Source organism: Neobacillus sp. plas4 (genome assembly GCF_057221695.1).
This window is the reverse complement of sequence record NZ_CM170152.1, coordinates 5166363-5186245: the sequence shown is the minus strand read 5'-3', so window position 1 is coordinate 5186245 and position 19883 is coordinate 5166363. Positions and strand designations below refer to the sequence as shown.

At 39.8% G+C, this 19883-nt stretch carries 13 protein-coding genes and 2 riboswitches; of the genes, 5 read left to right on the top strand and 8 right to left on the bottom strand.

Going from position 1 to position 19883, the window contains the following annotated elements; genetic code table 11:
- Positions 1-148: 148 nt before the first annotated feature.
- Genes AC2TFD_RS26170 through AC2TFD_RS26155 form a run of 4 tightly spaced genes read right to left on the bottom strand, consistent with a single transcriptional unit; the run spans position 149 to position 3934 of the window.
- Positions 149-1357 (bottom strand): M20 family metallopeptidase, encoded by a 1209-nt coding sequence (locus tag AC2TFD_RS26170; RefSeq protein WP_335520191.1) that lies wholly within the window; start codon positions 1355-1357, stop codon positions 149-151.
- Between the two features lie 57 nt (positions 1358-1414).
- Positions 1415-2245 (bottom strand): MetQ/NlpA family ABC transporter substrate-binding protein, encoded by an 831-nt coding sequence (locus AC2TFD_RS26165; protein ID WP_484674224.1) that lies wholly within the window; start codon positions 2243-2245, stop codon positions 1415-1417.
- A 17-nt stretch (positions 2246-2262) separates the two neighbouring features.
- Complete coding sequence (locus AC2TFD_RS26160; RefSeq protein ID WP_335520188.1) at positions 2263-2913, bottom strand: methionine ABC transporter permease; 651 nt, start codon at positions 2911-2913, stop codon at positions 2263-2265.
- The gene (locus AC2TFD_RS26155) at positions 2903-3934 is read right to left on the bottom strand and encodes a methionine ABC transporter ATP-binding protein (protein ID WP_484674223.1); all 1032 of its coding nucleotides are present in this window, start codon (positions 3932-3934) and stop codon (positions 2903-2905) included. Before AC2TFD_RS26155 ends, AC2TFD_RS26160 begins: the two co-directional genes overlap by 11 nt.
- An 88-nt stretch (positions 3935-4022) precedes the next feature.
- A riboswitch (SAM riboswitch) is annotated at positions 4023-4125 on the bottom strand.
- Between the two features lie 75 nt (positions 4126-4200).
- Positions 4201-4302: riboswitch (SAM riboswitch) on the bottom strand.
- A 237-nt stretch (positions 4303-4539) separates the two neighbouring features.
- On the opposite strand from AC2TFD_RS26155, the gene AC2TFD_RS26150 reads away from it, so the two are divergent.
- Positions 4540-5415: a DMT family transporter gene (locus AC2TFD_RS26150; protein ID WP_484674222.1), complete on the top strand. Its 876-nt coding sequence runs from the start codon at positions 4540-4542 to the stop codon at positions 5413-5415.
- 43 nt (positions 5416-5458) lie between these two features.
- Here the strand turns inward: AC2TFD_RS26150 and AC2TFD_RS26145 are convergent, their stop codons facing one another.
- From AC2TFD_RS26145 to AC2TFD_RS26135, 3 genes are all read right to left on the bottom strand, one after another.
- Complete coding sequence (locus tag AC2TFD_RS26145) at positions 5459-5653, bottom strand: hypothetical protein (RefSeq protein ID WP_335568803.1); 195 nt, start codon at positions 5651-5653, stop codon at positions 5459-5461.
- A gap of 126 nt (positions 5654-5779) precedes the next feature.
- Complete coding sequence (locus tag AC2TFD_RS26140; RefSeq protein ID WP_484674221.1) at positions 5780-6811, bottom strand: alpha/beta hydrolase; 1032 nt, start codon at positions 6809-6811, stop codon at positions 5780-5782.
- 99 nt (positions 6812-6910) lie between these two features.
- The gene (locus AC2TFD_RS26135; protein WP_484674220.1) at positions 6911-8209 is read right to left on the bottom strand and encodes an MFS transporter; all 1299 of its coding nucleotides are present in this window, start codon (positions 8207-8209) and stop codon (positions 6911-6913) included.
- A gap of 175 nt (positions 8210-8384) precedes the next feature.
- On the opposite strand from AC2TFD_RS26135, the gene AC2TFD_RS26130 reads away from it, so the two are divergent.
- Both AC2TFD_RS26130 and AC2TFD_RS26125 read left to right on the top strand, forming a co-directional pair.
- Positions 8385-9599, top strand: a complete 1215-nt coding sequence (locus AC2TFD_RS26130) for a helix-turn-helix domain-containing protein (protein WP_335568806.1) — start codon at positions 8385-8387, stop codon at positions 9597-9599.
- Positions 9600-9844: 245 nt separating this feature from the next.
- Entirely contained in the window at positions 9845-13960 is a 4116-nt protein-coding gene (locus tag AC2TFD_RS26125) for a phosphodiester glycosidase family protein (RefSeq protein WP_484674219.1), read from the top strand.
- Between the two features lie 49 nt (positions 13961-14009).
- Here the strand turns inward: AC2TFD_RS26125 and AC2TFD_RS26120 are convergent, their stop codons facing one another.
- Positions 14010-16154, bottom strand: coding sequence for an ABC transporter permease subunit (locus AC2TFD_RS26120; RefSeq protein ID WP_484674218.1), 2145 nt, complete (start codon positions 16152-16154; stop codon positions 14010-14012).
- 218 nt (positions 16155-16372) lie between these two features.
- Between AC2TFD_RS26120 and galE the strand changes: the two genes are divergently transcribed.
- Both galE and AC2TFD_RS26110 read left to right on the top strand, forming a co-directional pair.
- Entirely contained in the window at positions 16373-17344 is a 972-nt protein-coding gene (galE, locus tag AC2TFD_RS26115) for a UDP-glucose 4-epimerase GalE (protein WP_335568809.1), read from the top strand.
- Between the two features lie 399 nt (positions 17345-17743).
- Positions 17744-19849, top strand: a complete 2106-nt coding sequence (locus tag AC2TFD_RS26110) for a sensor domain-containing protein (RefSeq protein WP_335568810.1) — start codon at positions 17744-17746, stop codon at positions 19847-19849.
- Positions 19850-19883 lie beyond the last annotated feature (34 nt).

The window sequence follows — 19883 nt, the reverse complement described above, 5'->3', positions numbered from 1 at the left end:
TGCTTTTATCCAGCAGGGGACTAGGGAAACAAGGGGTTTATTATGAATTGGTAAAGGCGCAATACAAGGCTTAAATCAGAGATAAATAGCAATCAGACGATAAAATAAAATCACCCAGCGAACATTTACGTCGCTGGGCATTTATGTTTTACTTTAATTCTGCCGCTTTTCTTTCTTTGAACTCTTCTTTAATTTCAGCCAATGTGTCTTCTTCTGTAATAAGTTTCAATGCGGTCAGTGCCAATGCTTTTGCGCCTGTAATCAGGGCTTGATCGCCTCTTTGTGAAGCTGCGGCTTCTCTAAAAGGTACCGTGTGGGCAACAAGATCAGCCGCTCCAATTTTAATATATGGATGAATCGTTGGGACGACTTGGCTGATGTTACCTGCGTCTGTTGAACCGATGCCTTTGTCCCCTTCAACAATCACGGTTTCGCCTAATTCTTCAACAACTTCCTTGAAAACAGCATCATAAGTTCTATTTAATAGAAGATTATCGACTTCATTTTGAAAGGCTTTGACATTCAACTTAGCACCAGTAGCTAATGCCGCACCTTCTGCCACAGCTTTTACACGTCGTGTCACTTCGTTCAAACCAGAACGAGTGGCAGCACGAATGTAAAATCTTGCTTTTGCATATTCAGGGATAATGTTCGGTGCGTCGCCGCCATGTGTAATGATTCCATGGATGCGTACATCATCTTTCAGTTGCTGTCTTAAGGCATTAATGCCATTAAATAGCTGAATCACCGCATCTAAAGCATTAATTCCTTCCTGCGGGGAAGCGGCGGCATGTGCCGGCTTTCCGATAAATTCAAAGTCCAGTGGATCAACAGCAAGTGAGGTGCTGGTTAAACGTGTCTCACCATTTGGGTGAATCATGATGGCTGCGTCTATTCCTTCTACTAATCCATGTTTGACAAAGCTTCCTTTGGCACTGCCGTTTGGACCGCCTTCTTCAGCAGGGGTGCCAAACACAACTGCTTCGCCGCCAGTTTCTGCTAAAACCTTGCTTAATGCAATCGCTGCAGCCACGCTTGTTGTACCAATAATATTATGACCGCATGCATGTCCCAAACCTGGCAGGGCATCATATTCTGCTAGGAAAGCGATGGAGGGACCTGGTTTATTAGACTTTTTTCGAGCTACAAAAGACGTTTCATGACCAGCCACAGCCTTTTCTACTTCAAAACCATCGTTGACAAGAATATCTGTTAACAGGGAAGACGCGAAGTATTCTTCGTTCCCGATCTCAGGCTTTTCATGGATTTGATGGCTTGTTGAAAGATAAAGCTCTTTATTATCCTCTATATTTTGAATAATCGCTTCTTTTAATGAAGTTACTGTTTTTATTGTCATCGTCCTCTGCCTCCTATGTATGGAGGTTTTTGCTGTGAGCAAAAACCTCCATGAAAATTACCATCCTATGTTGTTTAATGGTACGAATGTTGGGATCATATTGCCTTTGTACTCTTGGTTAATAAATTCTGCTGTATCTTCAGATTGGTAAAGTTCTGCTATTCTCTTATATGTTTTGTTGTCTTTGTCTTTCCCTTGGACCGCAATGATATTAAGGTAAGGTGTTGCTGTTTCACTTTCATGGAAAACCGCATCTTCTAATGGGCTAAGACCTGCATCGTTCGCAATTCCATTATTGATTAAAGAAGCGGCAACGTCTGGCAATGCTCTTGGTGTTTGTGCTGGTACCATTGGGATAAATTCAATTTTTTTCGGGTTATCTTTAATTTGATTAAGATCACCATTTGCATCAAAATCTTTAGGTAATTTGATGAGCCCAGCTTCTTGAAGAAGTAGTAATGCACGGCCTTGATTGGACGCATCGTTTGGAAGGGCAATCTTTGCTCCATCCGGAATGTCTTTCACATCTTTGTATTTTTCAGAGTAAATTCCCATTGGTGCAAGAACAGTTGTCGCGATAGGCACTAGGTCCAGTTTGTGTTCTTTAATAAAAACATCAAAATAAGCAACGGTTTGGAATGAATTTAGATCCAGTTCGCCTTCGGCTAGAGCTGTATTCGGAGCAACGTAATCGGAGAATGGAACGATTTCGATATTGATTCCTTCTTTTTCAGCCTTTTTCGCTACAAAATCCCAAATACGTGTATCGGTTCCGCTAACTCCAAGTTTAACGGTTTTTGATTCTTTTCCTTCTGTTGATTTTTCAGCGCAGCCTGCGCCAATGATAACCAATGCAAGTACAATAATTGATAGTATAAGTTTTTTCATGTTGATTTCCTCCTAAGTTATCTTCGTCTGATTTTTTTTGCTGCTATATTTCCTAATGACTGCAGGCCTTGAACCATTACAATCAGAATTAATACGGTAATAATCATTGTGACGGTGTCAAAACGCTGGTAGCCATAAGTAATGGCTAAATCTCCAATCCCGCCGCCTCCGACAGCACCCGCCATCGCCGAGGCTCCTACTAAACCGATGGTGGCAATCGTAAGGGCTAAAACAAGTGAACTAAGTGCTTCAGGAATGAGAAATTTGAAAATGATTTGCCCTGGCGTTGCCCCCATTGCCTCTGCTGCTTCAATGACGCCTGGATCCACTTCTAACAATGAATTTTCTACCAATCTTGCAATATAGGGACCGCAATAGAATACAAGCGGGACTACTGCTGCCGCTGTTCCAATCGATGTACCGACAATCAGCCTTGTGACTGGAATCATCGCTACTAGTAAAATAATGAACGGTACAGAACGGAAAATATTTATGATTCCATTCAAGACGGTAAAGAACGGCAAATTTTGAAGCAGATGGCCTTTCCGTGTTACCACTAGTAAAATCCCCAGCGGCAAACCAAGAATAGTAGAGAACAAGAGCGAGAAGGCTACCATTTGAACGGTTTCAATTAAGGCTGAAATGATTTGCTCTGAATTAACTAGCATGTGCTGCCACTTCCTTTATGCTGATATTCTTCTGGTTGATATACGTTAACGCACGGATGACTTCTTTGTCAGAACCGATAAACTCAACAATTAGGTTTCCGAATGGAGTTCCTTGAAGTTCGGTAATATTGCCGAACAAGACATTGATATGAATATCAAACTGTTTAGCCAGTTCTGATAATAATGGCTGACCTGCCGTACTGCCGACAAAATTAATTCGGAAAACTCTCTGCATTCCATCGTGCTTTTGGATAATTTCCTTTATGGAATCAGGCAGCTGGTCATTCATGACCGTGCTGACAAAATTCTTTGCTGTCGGTGTTTTCGGTGCAGAAAAGACATCAAACACTGAGCCTTCTTCAATGATTTTCCCAGCTTCGATTACAGCAACTCGGTCACAGATTTCTCTAATCACTGCCATCTCGTGCGTAATAATTAAAATCGTAATGTTGTACTCTTTATTGACCTTCTTCAGCAACTGCAAGATTGAGCTGGTTGTTTGCGGATCAAGAGCAGAGGTTGCCTCATCACAGAGCAGGATCGATGGCTGAGTTGCCAATGCTCTGGCGATTCCGACACGCTGCTTTTGTCCTCCTGAAAGCTGGTCTGGATAATTGTCGGCTTTGTCAGCTAATCCAACAAATTCTAGTAATTCCTGAACGCGTTTTTTAATCGCCTCCTTAGGAAGTTTGGCTAGCGTGAGTGGCATTGCCACGTTTGCAAAAACTGTTTTTGAGTTTAATAGATTAAAATGCTGAAAGATCATCCCGATATTTTTCTTAATCACACGAACTTCTTTCACGGATAGAGAGGTGAGGTCATGACCATCAACAATAACCTTACCGGATGTGGGACGCTCTAATAGGTTTACACAGCGGATCAGAGAGCTTTTACCTGCACCGCTGAATCCGATCACTCCGAAAATCTCGCCCTTATTTATTTTCAAATCAATTCCATTCAACGCAGCAACCTGCTGGCCGCCACTTTCATAAACCTTTTGAAGATTTTGAAATTCGATCATGGTTTACCTCTCCTTTGTTAGAATATAAAAAACCCTCTTCTTGGAAATAAGAAGAGGGCATGCCAATGCAAAGCAAAGCTAGCAGCTCTTCTTATCTATCAAGTCACACTTGCTGGATTTGGCACAGTCACCATATAGGTTCCGCTGCCGAGGTGTCATAGGGCCAGTCCCTCAACCTCTCTTGATAAGAAAAATTATTATTCAGTTAAAAATAAAACCCTCTTCTAGAAATAGAAGAGGGCGAATTGATAAATTCATCAGGCCTCTTCTTATCTATCAAGTCATACTTGCTGGATTTGGCACAGTATCCAATTGGATCTGCTGCCGAGGTGTCATAGGGCCAGTCCCTCAACCTCTCTTGATAAGAAGGTGTTTCATAATATATTCGTTTTTTAATATGTGTATTAATTTACTCCTAATAGATATATATGTCAACTGTTTTATTAAAATAATTTTTATTTTTAGGTAAATTGATATTTTAAAATTTTAAAAAAGTATATGTTGATAGTTAGTTTTTATAAAACAAACAATGAAAGTATTTACCATTCGTAAAACTATAACTATAATAATCCTATTGACTACAGGTGTAACTGGGACGTGATTACATGCAAAAATATATGGGAGAATTGGCCCTTACGGTTACTGCGATCATATGGGGAAGTGGATTTGTTGCCAGTGCGATAGCTTTGGACCATTTTACCCCTTATCAAATTTTGGCGATAAGATTTATGATTGGTGCCATCATTTTAAGCGTGATCTTTCATAAAAGATTGAAAAATATTAATAAAGCCACCTTGATCCAAGGTGCTATTATTGGAGTCTTTTTATATGTAGCCTTCGCACTTCAAACCGTGGGACTTCAATATACGACTCCTTCCAAAAATGCCTTCTTAACGGCTGTGAATGTCGTGATTGTTCCGTTTATCGCATTTGTTATGTATAAGCGAAAAATCGATATGTATGAACTAATGGGCGCCGTTTTAGCAATGCTGGGTGTTGGGTTATTATCACTGAAGCTTTCCGCTGGGGTTAATATCGGGGATTTACTGACACTAGGCTGCGCTTTTGGATTTGCCTTTCATATATTCTATACGGCCAAATATGTAAAAGATTCGGATCCTGTCCTATTGACACTTATCCAAATGATTACCGCTGCAGCTATCGGAATCATTGTTGTTCTTTTCAAAGGAGAAACCTCTTTTGCTTTTCAAAAAGAAGGTGTATTCTCAATTGTATATCTCGGTGTCTTTTCCACAACGATTGCGTATTTATTACAAACTGTTGCACAGAAAATGATCACAGAAACGAAGGCTGCAATTATTCTTTCGACTGAATCCTTCTGGGGTATGGTATTTTCGGTTGCGATTTTAGATGAAGCGATGACGACAAAAATGGTGCTTGGTGCGATCCTCATACTTGTTGCCATCATCGTATCAGAAACAAAACTTCCTTTTTTAAAAAAAGAAAAAGAAATTACTTAACTATTAATGAAAAAGAGAGCGGAAAATCGCTCTCTTTCTAAAACTATCTTCTTTTTGCTAAACGCAGCACCCCATGAATGATAAGAACCAAAGAGAATAAAAGGATAGCTAAGACACCAATGAGAACCACTAACGGACTTAGCGGTGCAAGAAACCCTGTAAGCGGTACTCTTAATAAAGCGAAACCAGCGATGATACAGGATAAATATAAAAAAGGACTGCGATCCAACACACTCATGGCACACTCTCCTTTCTTGGGGTTACTTAATCGTATTCAGGGAGGAAGTTATTTATTTACCAGAATAATAAATCAGGGCAAACTTACTATAATTTTGGAACTTTATTCCTGCTGGGTTAGTCATATTTATTTTATAAAAGTATCGGACATCCATTCATGAAATTTTTCCTTTTCTTCAAATTGTGGATAATGAGCGGATTGCTCAAAAGCAATAAATTCTTTTTTATCGGCTTTAATCCTATCAAAATATTTTTTTGCCGCATTAGATGAAGTCATATAATCATATTTACCCATGATAAAATAGAATGGTAATTCAAGCTCTGTTACTTTAGAAGGTAAAGGATTTTCTAATAGGTCATTTAACAACATCTTTTGAGAATAGCCCATCCCAACGTTATAACGAATTACATCTAATAAGTTATACTCAGTGCTGAGTAAAACACTTATGTTATCATCACCGAGGTCATCAATCATTCTTGAACTCCCGCCATATTTACTAACATAATTTCGTGGGACAACTGTATCGCCATCTTTGATATTCTCCGTCAATCCTTGCAGATATAAAACATCATCCGTATTTCCTGCCTTTTGAGCCTGTTCAATACTGTAGTTCAAACTATCAATCTCACTTTCACTAATATCACTCATCTGCCCAATGCCAACATATGCTTCATACTTTTCAGGAGCTATATAGGCGGCTTGGGCTGCAATATAAGTGCCAAAAGAATGGCCTATCAATATAACCTTTTCTTGACCAAAACGGTCTGATATATAATCCGTTATCGCTAATAAGTCTTTTACCAATAAATCTGTTGAAAGATTAGAATAGTCCTCAAAAAAGTGATAGGATTTCCCGCTTGCTCTTTGATCGTAATGAACAACCGTAAAATTGGTTTCCAATAAGTCTTGATATTGATCGGCATACGGCATTTCTGGAGTTCCAGGCCCTCCATGTACAACCATTATAACTGGATTATCCTTATCATTGCCGCGTATCATCATTTCGTGATTACTTCCATTTATCTCTACTTGTTCCAATACACTAATACTGTTCTCACCTTTTATGTGCTGCGTCCATGTGGGAGAAAAAAGTCCTATCATTAGTATTAGTAAAATAACTACTCCGATAAATTTTATTGATTTTCTTATCCTTTTCATATAACACCCTTCTACTTTTATTTTAACCAGAGGATATGGCTGCATAACTGAATTTCTAGAATTACCGGAAAACCAGTCACATAGACACTCCCAATCCATCTAAAACGCTTCCGCTCTTTTCTTCACTACCTTTTCTTCCGCAAGTTTGGGATGAACTTTACGAATAACCGAGGGTCTTGCAAGAATAAGGACTACGGCTATAAATAATCCAGATGACAGGAGCAGAACCCATTGGGCGGGAAAGACATCGTATAATAATCCATACAATACCATTCCCAATGGAGACAATGCCATCGCAACTGTTTCAATGATGGAAAAAACCCGCCCCTTATATTCGTCCGCTATTTGTTTTTGCATCATCACTTGGGTTGGCGTATTGATGAAAATAATGCATGCCCCTAAACTTAATCCAAGAAGGATGTAGAAGCCAAACATTAGGTTGTAAGGCATGGCAATGAGTAAAGGTAAGATGGTACCTCCAATGATGATCCCCGTTAATATAAGCCCCTTTTTTGCTGCCAGCAGCGGATATTTTATCTCTTTACGGAGTGAGAGGTAAATCGATAGCAGGAGCATACCTGCGGCAAAGGCGCCTTCTGCAAAACCAAAATGCTGAGATACCATTTTTAATTTTTTAATTAGGATATAGGAATAGCCAACCTGATAAGCACTCATAAGGAAATTAACCAATAAGGCAATCCCAATAATGGTCATCAACAGCGGCTGCAATTTCAAATAGGCTACACCAGCCTTCATTCCCTGCCACATGGATTCCTTTGGTGTCTCAACGGTTCCTGCCTGTTGGGCGGAGAACAACGTGAAATTCATCGTCGCTTCGAGAATAATGGCTATGGCCGAAGCTGCCATATAGAAAATGAGGAACACCGGCATCGAAATTACTCCATACAATAGTCCTCCAACTGCAGGGGAGGCAATGGCTGCAAAGGAAATCGACATCTGGTTTAATGACATGGCTTTTTGAATTCTTGCTTCGTCAACAAGACCGGTGATGGATGAGGTGAATGCTACGCTGGAGAACGTGGAAGTGAGAGCGACAATACTGGTGGTAATGTAAATAGCTGGAAAAGATAATCCTGTGGTGACACTAACGACTAATAATCCGCCAATGGCTAAGGTGGTTGCGATTTGTGCGATAATGGCAATTCTTTTTCGCGGATACTTATCAACGATATAACCGGCAAATGGCGAAACAATCGTACGAGGCAGAACATTACAAATAAGGTTTAGCGCAAAACTCTTGGCGGAGCCCGTTGCTTGTAAAATATAAAAACTAATGGCAAAGGAATAAACTTGTGAGCCAAAGGATGAAATCAATTTGCTAATGGTAAAGGTCCAAAGATGATAAGTTGCTTTTCTTAGCATCATCATGCTATCCATACTATCTCCTCTTTTCAGTGAAAAGTTTAATTTAATTAAACAAAGCATAACATGAAGTATTTTCCAAATCAAGAAAAAGTTTAATTAAATTAAACAAATGGGTTTGTGTCTTCCTAAACATGGTTATGTTTAATATAATTAAACAAATGTCAGTTTTGGAGGAGGTGCCCAAAATATGTTGGGAGACCGAATACGAAAAATTAGAAAACAGAAAAAGATGACGCTTGAAGCACTTGCAGGAGAAGGGCTGACGAAGGGGATGCTTAGCTTAATCGAGAACAATAAAGCGAAGCCTTCGATGGAAAGCTTGGCGTATATTGCAGAGAGACTGGAAGTGGAAGTAACCGATTTATTGGAGGAAATCAGCACACAGGAGTTAAGGGCCATTCTTGAAAAAGCAGAAAAGCTATATAATCAAAAGCTTACTGTTCCCTACAAGGAACTATTAACGCTGATTGAACCCTATATAGAGAAACTTACACAAGGTTACGAATCGTCCCGCCTGTTAGATATCTATGCACGCAGTCTCTACGAAGAAAAGTTGTCTGGCTGGGAGGAATATGCTGACCGGGCTGCGAACATGTATGACAAGATGAATGTAACAGCCAACCGTGCACAAATAGCGATTTTTCGTGCTATGGTGAAATTCATTCAACATGAGTATTTAAAGGCATTGGAGATTTTGGTAAGGGAACGAACAGACATTGAACTAAACCATGTCTACATGGATCCGATGACACGCGTAGATCTTGACTACCACGAAGCCATTTTACATTTTGCTATTGGTAACAATAAGACAGCAGGTGATGTGATGGAAAGCGCCATTGCTTTTTCAAAAGAACACCGAATCTTTTATCGGATTAATGATTTGTACAGACTTGGCGCGGGGCAGGCACTCATGTTTAAAGAGGAAGAGCAGCTAGAAGTTTATTTACAGAAGCTAAAACAATACGGGGAGTTTGCGGAGGATTTACCCTCCATTCTTATTCATGATTTAATCGTTGTCATGTCTCTGATTACTGTAAAACAGGAGTATGCTAAGGCACTTGCAATTATCGATTCTTATTTAGCCAACCCTGTCATGGAGGAGGTGGTGGAGGACTTGTATCAAATAGAAAAAGGAAAAGCCCTTTACGGCCTTAGGCAATTTTCGGAAGCCATTTCTTATTTCGATGCAGTAGAAACATCTACTACCACACACCATCCGTTTGATTTATCACTTTATTATGTTCGTTATTCTTATAAAGCATTATGCCACCGCGAACTTGGAGAGATAGAAAAAGCTCTGCAAGCGGCCCAGCTGGGGGTTAAAAATTTTGCAGGCCTTCCTGTTACCCCTTTTAAGGAATTTGCTATCATGACCCTTGAGACAATTAAAATGGATTCATGAAGCCTAAAACAGCAATAGAGCGACAGAGATTGAAGATTTAAACCAATTAATAATTGAAACACAGATGTAAGCCTAAACTTAAGGGCTTACATCTTTTTATTTTGCTTTTTGCAAAACCAGCCATAGGTCCTTTATCCCATTTTTTATTTTTTGCGTAATTCTTAATATTAAATAAATAGTAAATTAACAATCTTTAAATATCATAATATGAACGTGTTTTTTCAAACAAAAAAAGGAGGCGCATTATGAGGCAATTTTGGAAAAAGAGGGTTTTACCTATTACCCTATCTTTCGCTTTGGCAAGTAGTATTGTTTCACCAGTTTTTACATCCGCTTTAGGTACATTTGATTTAACTTCTTCCGTTGTTCAAACACCCATTAACATGTATCAAGCAGAGCTTGCACCTGGTGTGAAGGAAAAGCATTATAGTTTTGAAGGGAAAGACGGAAAAAAGATTGAGAGTTTTGTAGTAGATGTTGATGTACATAATCCTAGTGTTTCAATCGAAGCAGGTACTCCGAATGACGGAACCTCCTATGGACTTCAGCCCGTTAGGAAGCAAGCAGAAGCTGCAAATGGGGACAACCATAATGTCGTCGCTGCGGTAAACGCAGATTTTTATAATATGGCAACAGGTGAACCGAATGGGATCGTCTATAAAGACGGACAAGCTGTAAAATCTCAGAATGGGACCTGGCGATTCTTTGGAATGACCAAATTAGGTGAAGCTGTGATTGGTTCCTCAGCTGAATATGATGTATTGAAAGATCAATTACAAGAAGCTTTAGGCGGAAATGCCATCCTTGTGAAAAGTGGACAAATCTATCAAACTCCACAAACGGGCGCAGATAAAGAGCCGCGGACCGCTGTTGGAATCAAAGCAGACGGTGATGTATTTTTTGTGGTGATTGACGGAAGACAAGAACCGTATTCTACTGGTATTTCAATGCCTGATTTGGCGCAGTTAATGATTGATTTAGGAGCAGTCGATGCCTTAAACCTTGACGGCGGCGGTTCTTCTACTTTCCTTACTCGTGAACTTGGCGGTGATCAATTCGAATTAGACAACAAACCATCAGACCGTTCGGAACGTAGTGTAGCGAACTCTTGGCTGATTGTTACAAAAGAGCCATCTGATCATGTTTTTCAATCTGCACATATTGAACCCTATGATCAATCCTATACCCCTGGCTCTACGATTCAATTCACTGCAAAGGGAAGAGACAAATCAATGGCCTCAGCTGCTCTGCCTGCTTCCGGTCTATCTTGGGAGTTATCGGATTCCTCCTTCGGCAGCATTGATGAGAATGGAGTATTTACTTCAAACGGCAAAACAGGTCAATTCCATATTCTCTTGAGCTATCAAAATACGGAAGTTGGCAAAAGCATCATCGAAATAGCCAAGCCTGATGAACTGTCATTTTCCTCATCGGAATTGACCGTCGCTCGAAATAGTGAAACCAACTTAAACTTACTAGCAAAATTTCAAAAAAGAAATATAGACTGGAGTTTACAAGATATTACGTTTGAAATCCCTGAAGGAATGGGAACCATTGATGAATTGGGTGTGCTTCACACAGGAGATAAAAATGTTTCAGGTTCGATTATCGCTCACTTAAATGATTCTACTCTGTCAGCCCAAATAAAGGTGACCGTTGGGAAACTGCCTGAAGTCCTATTTGATTTTGAAAAGGATCTTGGAACCTGGAAAACATCAAGCGCTAACCGTGGAGAAAAAGTCTCACTTAGTCTAGCAAAATATCCAGCACCAGTTCGGTTTGGCAGTCAATCATTGAAAATGGATTTTGATTTAACAAATGCACAAACAGGTACCACCCTTGGAGCTTATGCAGGGCCTGGAACAAATACCCCAATTAATGATAGCCCGTCCAGCATCGGAATGTGGGTGTATGGAACGCCGGAAGCACAAGGCTATTGGCTGCGAATGATGATTGTCGATGGTAATGGCAAAAATCAGAGCATTAATCTTACCGGAGAAAAGCCGGGTATTGATTGGACAGGCTGGAAATACATCGAGGCTGAAATTCCTGCCAGCTTTACAGGTCCATTCAAGTTACATGCGACACAAGCAGTTCGACTAATGTCTACGAAATCAGGAATCACTGGTCCAATGACCAAAGGATCAATCTATATTGATAATATAAGAGCCGTATATGGAGAAAAATTCGATGATTTAAATCCTCCTGTCATTCAATCGCTCAACGTAGACGGTCAAGAATTCACTACAAATGTTGTCAATATTAGAGCAAACGTAAATGAATATGAAGATGATCCTTTTAAAACAGGAATCGACTGGGATAAAATTAGTATTTTCATAGATGGAAAGGATTTTTCAAAAACAGAAGGTCATTTTTCTTACGATATGGATGGTTCTGTCTCATTAAGCGGACTTAAATTTGCTGACGGGACTCATAAAGTAACGCTCATGGTTCCTGATAAATTTGGAAACCAAGCAATTAAAACCACCTATTTTACCGTGAACACTGGTTCAGTAAAGGTTGAAATCGCTAATAAACAAGAGCAAGCCTTGCTCGGTGATGTGTTTGAGCTTGTAGTGAAAGCGACGAATCCCGCGGAAATCACTGAATCTGTCATTAAATTACAGCTCGACAACAACTATCCGGTCGATGATGTTACTTTTTCAAGTGGGTTTAACTCTAGTACTTCAAGCTATGATGCCCTAACAGGGATTCTTACATTGAAGCTTGTGAATAGCAGTGAAACAGGCACTGCAGCAGATGCGGCAACCATTCAGGTCCGAATTCCTGAAACGACACAAGAAGGCAGCAAGTTGACTTACGAAATTGCAGAAGCTAATTTAAGCTATCGAACACCAAAAGAAGCAAGTTTTGTCTCCACTTTTTCAATGGAACCAGCGAGCGTGGAAGTTAAAGGTGCATTCGATATTGTCGCAGAACCTATTTTAATTGGGAAACCAGCTGTTATAACGGTAAAAAATAACCAATTCATCAGTGGTGCAGAGGTCTTCGCAATCATCGATGGCAGCAAACAGTCTGTTCCACTAGGAAAGACGGATGAAAAAGGTTCTCTTCGTGTTGATTCAATCACCACTGAAGTGAAGAAAATTGCTTTGTATGCAGTAAAAGATGGCAAGTATTCCTTTAAATTGAATACACAGACCTACCCTTCACTTGCTGCAGCAAAGGAAATCAAAAATGTGATTTCAACACCAACAGGTGACCCATATAAAGGAAAAGGCCTCACATGGATGTCGAGTCCACTTGCAAAGGACAAAGCAGTCATTCAATTTGCGAGAAAGAAGGATTATGAGAAGAAAGGTGACACTTCACTAGAAACAGTCACTGGTTCCACTAGTAACCAGGTATTCTCTGGTGAGCAGGAAATTACGAAAAACGGAATCGTTCGAGTGAATGAAGTAACCTTAACAAAATTACAACAAGGTACTACATATGTATATCGTGTTGGCGACGGGGAAAACTGGACAGAATTACAAGAATTCAACACGTTGAAAAGAAAGCAAACGTTCGAATTTGCTGTTTTAGGTGACACCCAATCCCCTGCTGATTTAAGTTTTTTCAATCAAATCCTTGGTGATTTAAATAAAAAAGACTTAGCGTTCATGATTCATGTCGGGGACCTGATTGATGAATCGGCGAAATTTGAGCAATGGGATGATACATTAGGAATCATGAGCGAATACAGCAAGATTCGTTCAACCGATCTTGTCGCAGCGCTAGGAAATCATGAATACATGGGAGACGCCGATGGACATTTAGCGAAGTCGATTTTTAACTCTCCTGAAAATGGACCGGAAGCTGACAAAGGCGGAACGTATTCGGTTGACTACAATAACATCCATATTAGTGTATTAGGCTTCACAAGCGATGCCGAGACTCTGAACCAGCAGCTCGAGTGGTTGAAAGAGGATGTGAAAAATTCCGACAAACCGTGGAAAATCCTTGTGACACACAAGCCACCTTACTACACAAATCCGTTTGGCGGAAATGAACTTATCAAGGAAAAGCTGCCGCCGGTTGTGGATGAATTAGGAATTGACATCGTCTTCTCTGGTCATGACCATTCGTATGGGAGAACGAAGAAATTAAAGGACGGCAAAGAAGACCCGAACGGTACGGTCTATGTAGTTGCTGGTACTACCGGTAAAAAACACTATGATGCAGTGGCAGATGAGAAATTCGACTTCGTCAACATGGAAAACATCGCTGTTTCCATGCAGGCAAAAGTAGACAAAGATCAAATCACCTTCTCCACCATCACCTCAGAAGGTGAAACCATCGATGAATTTACCGTCATAAACGAAGACTACTTCGATGAAGGCCAGATAGTCTCAGAGTAAAATATAAAAATATTCCCCGTACAGAAATGAGTGTACGGGGCATTTTTTTCTACATCCCTTGTTCAAAACCTCGTTTAAACCGTGGTTTTTTCCCTCGGTCAATCCTCCGAGCAACATCAGGTTCATCAAGACCTTCATTGTTTCCAATTACTTTAAAACTATCCTTCGAAATTTGATAGGAAGGAACTTCACTTGTGTTTATAGCCTTTTTCTTACGAGCTTTTGGAAGTTTATATAACACGCCAACCTTCACTTGCTGCATTTCTTTCACTCCCTGGATAATCAGTTGCATCGCAAAGATCGCCAGCATGAAGGCAGCTAAAATCCATAGGTACCAGTAACGGCCTGAAGCGATGGTAGTTCTCCCTAATTCACCAATTAATCCTGACCATTCATGGGTTATCGAAGTGGGCGGATCTGCCCCCATCGGGTCATAGCTAAGCTTTGTCCCGCCAAAGAAAAATTTAAAAATCCCTAAATGAATAAAGATTAATAATACTTGGATAAATTGAGTTCCCAATAAAATCGTTAACCGCGCCCCGATATGCGGGAAGATATGGCGCCAGAAGAGATGAAATTTGCTGCCGCCTAAAACACGCGCACTGGCGATAAATTCATAGTCTAGTACTCGCTTGATCTCTTTACCTAGTAAAACGGTTGTTAACGGAACGACCAATATAGTTAAGATAAACATCTCTAGTAAAATACGTTCGGTAAGGGTATAGGTGAATTCATAGCCAAAACCGGTAAATGCCGGCATTAATATTGGTGCAAGTAAGATGTAAGCAACCAAACTAAGCGGCAGAAAATGGATAGAATCTACGAGCTTTCCAAGCCATTGCTGCGTGCGGGGACCTAGGTGAAACGCATAAAAGATTCCAAACAAAAGGCCTCCAAGAACCCGCAATAAGGCAATTAACAAAGCAAAAATCAACGTATACTTCGCACCAATCACTAACTGGTCAAAGAGGCTGAACCCTAATTTGTCAGAACCAAAGAAAAAAGGCTTTGTTGGTGCATGCGGTGCCGCACCAAGTAGTTTTACGCCGTCTTCTGAGTAATAAAGCCGGACTTGATCCACATGATTATCGGTCGTAACCGAATAAATCAGACTATAGCTGATGGCTACTATAAAAAATAAGGCTCCAAGGGCAAACTTCCAATTTTTCATGTGTCTGGTAAATAAAAAGAGGAACAGCATGACCGGACGAAATGGTGATATTTTTCGAAGATTAATTGTTTTAAAAGAATATGCAATATTTCCAGTGGTTCTCTTTGTCCATGCCAGCACATTTTGCAATCGCCAATTTTTCCACCAGGAGGTTCGTCGTTTCTCATAGGATAACGGTTGTTCTTCATTTTGCCACATATCAATCAATTGAAATAAGAAGTAGAATGGTGTAAAAATAAGGGCAAGTGTAACGAATACAGTGATTGGTTGGAAGTTATCAAGTAAGTAATGCGTCAGTCCGTGGACATTGAATACTCGTTCGATAATAAATTGACTAGAAAGGGTTCCCCAAATAATAATCTTCATGTGGTGAAATGAAATGGGCATGATATTTTTTATTATATGCCTTACTAAAATATTAAACTTGTCTATTCCTTTACTTTTTGCGAAGGTGACATACACCTTTAAAAACTCTTCCTCAATCATGAGCAGCAGAAGTTTAAACATGGATACAAGGGGCAGGATCGCCAATGTAACAATAGGTGCAAAATAAGCTTTTTCTTTAAAACTGGCCACGCTAAATAAATCAACGCCAAATGACTTAAAGATAAAAATAGATAATACTTGTAAAAGGGTGGCGACAATTAAGTCTGGTACTGACTCCAATACATCAAGCAGCTTTTTAATCGGATTCAACACCATGTTTGGTAGGAAGGCGGATTCTAGTGCCAGGAGTATCGCTACGATAAAACCTAATGACAGGGCACCTACTAAAATTTGTATAGAATACATAAATGCTGGCCCCATAATCTCCATCATAGGAGCACCGCCTGCTTTTGAGACTTCCATTTTATATATCCATGATTCAGGCTTAAAGAAGTCCTTGCCAAAGGAAATTAATTGTTCGAAGTATCCAGGCGAATCCGGAACTCCTCTTGTAGAAAAATATTGTGGAAAAATACTTACGCAAAATATGGAAATAATACCCAGTAAGTAATATGTAATTAATCTAACAAACTTCATATTCTCCCCCTATTATTGTCTTTTTATATCAGTACATTTATATAATAGAAAAGTGTCGTGTAAAAGAAATTATATTCGAAATATTCCTCCTTTTCAATCTGTTATTTTCCAATTTTTTCTATGCGTAGATTCGACGTAATTGAGGTTTCTTACGTTTCAATAAATTTGTGATAAAATAAAAAGAGCGAAAAATTTTTCTGACATAAGGAGTAATGAATATGATTCTTGTCGTTGGCGGTGCTGGTTATATCGGCAGTCATCTTGTGATGGAGTTAGTGGATAAGGAAGACGTTATTGTATTAGATAATTTAACGACGGGTCATCGTGAAGCGATTGATGATAGGGCGATTTTTGTTAAGGGTGATCTTGGAAACGAAGAAGACCTGCAAATGATTTTCTCCAGCTATCCGATCAAGGCTGTTATGCATTTTGCTGCTTTCAGTTTGGTTGGAGAATCAGTGGTTGACCCACTCAAATATTATCAAAATAATGTAGCAGCGACTTTAACTCTATTAAGGGTGATGATGAAAAACAATGTAAAAAACTTTATTTTCTCATCTACTGCTGCAACATATGGAATACCAAATGTTGAGATTATCGATGAACAAACGGTAACATCACCGATTAACCCGTATGGCCATTCTAAATTGATGATTGAACAAATGCTTGCTGACTTTTCAAAAGCTTATGGTTTGCGCTATGTGGTTCTTCGTTATTTTAATGCGGCAGGTGCCCATAAATCTTCTAGGATTGGGGAAAGCCATGATCCAGAAACGCATTTAATTCCGATTATCCTGCAGCAGCTGTTGGGGCAGCGTGAAAAGGTAAGTGTTTTCGGATCAGATTATGATACACCAGATGGAACATGTATCCGGGATTACATCCATGTTACGGATTTAGCCAGCGCGCATATCCTTGCGCTGGATGCATTATTAACTGAGAAGAAAAATACAGAAATCTATAATTTAGGAAATGGACTTGGTTACTCGGTAAAAGAGGTCATAGAGACGTGTGAGAGAGTAACTGGGGTGAATGCAAAGGTTGAAATGGCCGACCGTCGTGCAGGGGATCCGGCTAGGCTCGTCGCTTCATCGCAAAAGATCTATAGCGAATTGGGCTGGAAAGCGGAGCGAAACTTAGAACAAATTATTGCTGATGCATGGAAATGGCATAAAAATCAACAGTATTAAAAGAAAAGCGGAAGCGCCCTGGTCAGCGGCGTATGGCCTGGAGCGCTCCAACTGAGATAAAGGAAACACGAAGAGCCGGAGGCGATTCGATGTTGACTTATCGTAGGGCGGAGAGCGAAGGACACTAGCCGCTAGGGCGCTGGAGCTGGACAGTAATCTAGGTTCAAAAATTTATACTTATCTTTTAAAAAACCTTGTCTACAGAAGTAGGCAGGGTTTTTGACTATTATTCAAATTCTTTTTAAAAAATATGGCGAATTATTCATTGAACAAACCGAAAAAAATGTCTGATTTTGTTGATATCTATCACAGCTAATTCTTTGAATTTAGTATATGGTCACCTTAGTAGGAAAGATGGAAAAGTGGTTGAATCTCAGTGTCCTGGAAAGGAGTTTTCTTTTGAGAAATGAGATCAAAAAATCAGACTTAAATTCTTTTATTAAGGTTTGTAAGCCTTTACTTTTTGGCGTTCCATATCCTTGTTATGTAATGGATTTGGAGGGTAGTATTGTTTATTCGAATGAAGCAGTTCAAGAATTAACAGGTTATAAAAGACATCGTAATGATCATCGGAATTTTGTCTCGGTTTTAGAAGAAGAGGAGATTGATCGGACGATTAGGCATATTAATGCTGTTCTTAAAGGAGAAAGGTTGAGCTTCCAAACGAAGCTAAGACATCGTAACGGTCATAAATTGGCGGTAGATATTCTATCCATTCCTATTGAAGTAGATGGAATGATTCTTGGTATATGCGGCTATATTACAGATGTAAATCATGAAAATCCTCTAATATCTCCGCCCATGCGCAGTAATTGGGACAATATCTTTACGAGTATCGAAATCTGCTTGTGGTCTCTGGATGCGAAAACCATGGAGACGATTACGATGTCACCCGTTTGTGAGACCATTTTTGGCTACCACGAAGAGGAGTTTTTAAGAGAACCAGGTTTGTGGGAAGCACTTATCCTGCCGGATGATAAAAAAGGTGCATGCAAGCATATGGAGCTGGCCAGGAAAGGAAAGTCCTCGCTGCATGAGTACCGCATTGTTACCAAGAGCGGTGAGCAAAAATGGATGTCTGATTTTATTGTTCCGATTATTTCTGATTATTCCTATGAACCTTTTAGAATGGACCGGATTATCGTAGATATTACGAAGCGGAAAAAGGCAGAGGAAAAGTTAACGTATCTAGCTTTTCACGACTCCTTAACCGGTCTGCCAAACAGACGGAAGCTGGATCATGAGCTCCAAAAAGCGTTGACTGATGCAAAGGAAAACCAAAAACTGGTAGGAGTCATATTCTTGGATCTTGATCGATTTAAATATATCAATGACTCCCTTGGTCATAAAATGGGAGATAAGGTGTTACAGGTTATCGCAGAACGGTTGAGGGGCAGTGTGAGGAATGATGATGTTATTTCACGTCAAGGCGGGGATGAGTTTGTCATTTTGCTTAAAAATCTGGCAACGAAAGAGGCACTTCAGGAGACCGCGGCGAGAATTAACGGAGTCATCGCTAAACCTATTATGCTGCTCGGAAATGAATATGTACTGAGTGCAAGTATTGGGATGAGCATTTTCCCTGATCATGGATATGACGCAGAAGGATTAGTTCAGAAGGCGGACCATGCTATGTATCTTGCAAAAGAAAGCGGCGTGGGAATTCAGCCCTATGAAACGGGAATGACCACCAGTCTTTCACGTAAGCTGTTACTTGAACAATATCTTCATAAAGCTATAGAAAAGAATGAATTATACTTAGATTACCAACCGATTGTCGATGTTTACGGTAAACAAGTGATTGGGTTGGAAGCACTCCTTCGCTGGAAACATCCTGTTTTGGGGGCCATACCACCAGGAGAATTTATTCAAATTGCAGAAGAGTCCGATCTCATCATTAAATTAGGCAATTGGGTGTTGGAAACTGCATGTAAGCAGCGTAAACAATGGCTGGATATGAATTTGCCTCCTTTTTATGTATCAATAAATGTGCCCGCCAGGCAAATTAATCTTGAGTCTTTCTTAGATAGTGTTAAAGACGCGTTGGAGCGCTATCAGCTGCCGCCTAATCTACTAAAGATTGAAATTACAGAAAGAACGGCCATGACCAATGTCCAGAAAACCTTAAATACGATAAAAGAATTACAGGATATAGGCGTTGATCTCATTCTTGATGATTTTGGTGTCGGCTATTCTTCGATTAGTTACCTTGTTCAGTATCCGTTTAATACCATTAAAATTGATAAATCCTTTATTGACGGATTAAATAATAAAAATCAGCGATCGATATGCCGAACATTAGTGGCAATGGGAAAAAATCTAGGGATGAATGTGGTGGCTGAGGGCGTGGAAGAAATCGAGCAATATCAGTTTTTATGCAGTATTGGCTGTCATAATATGCAAGGCTACTATTTTAGCAGGCCGACGAGTGTTGAGTTAATAAAAACATTGTTTAATCAAGAACAGGAGGAGCTGCAAGGGAAATTTCAGTACTTGCTCGTATAAAAAAATGGCCGTTAACAGAATTGTCGACGGCCAT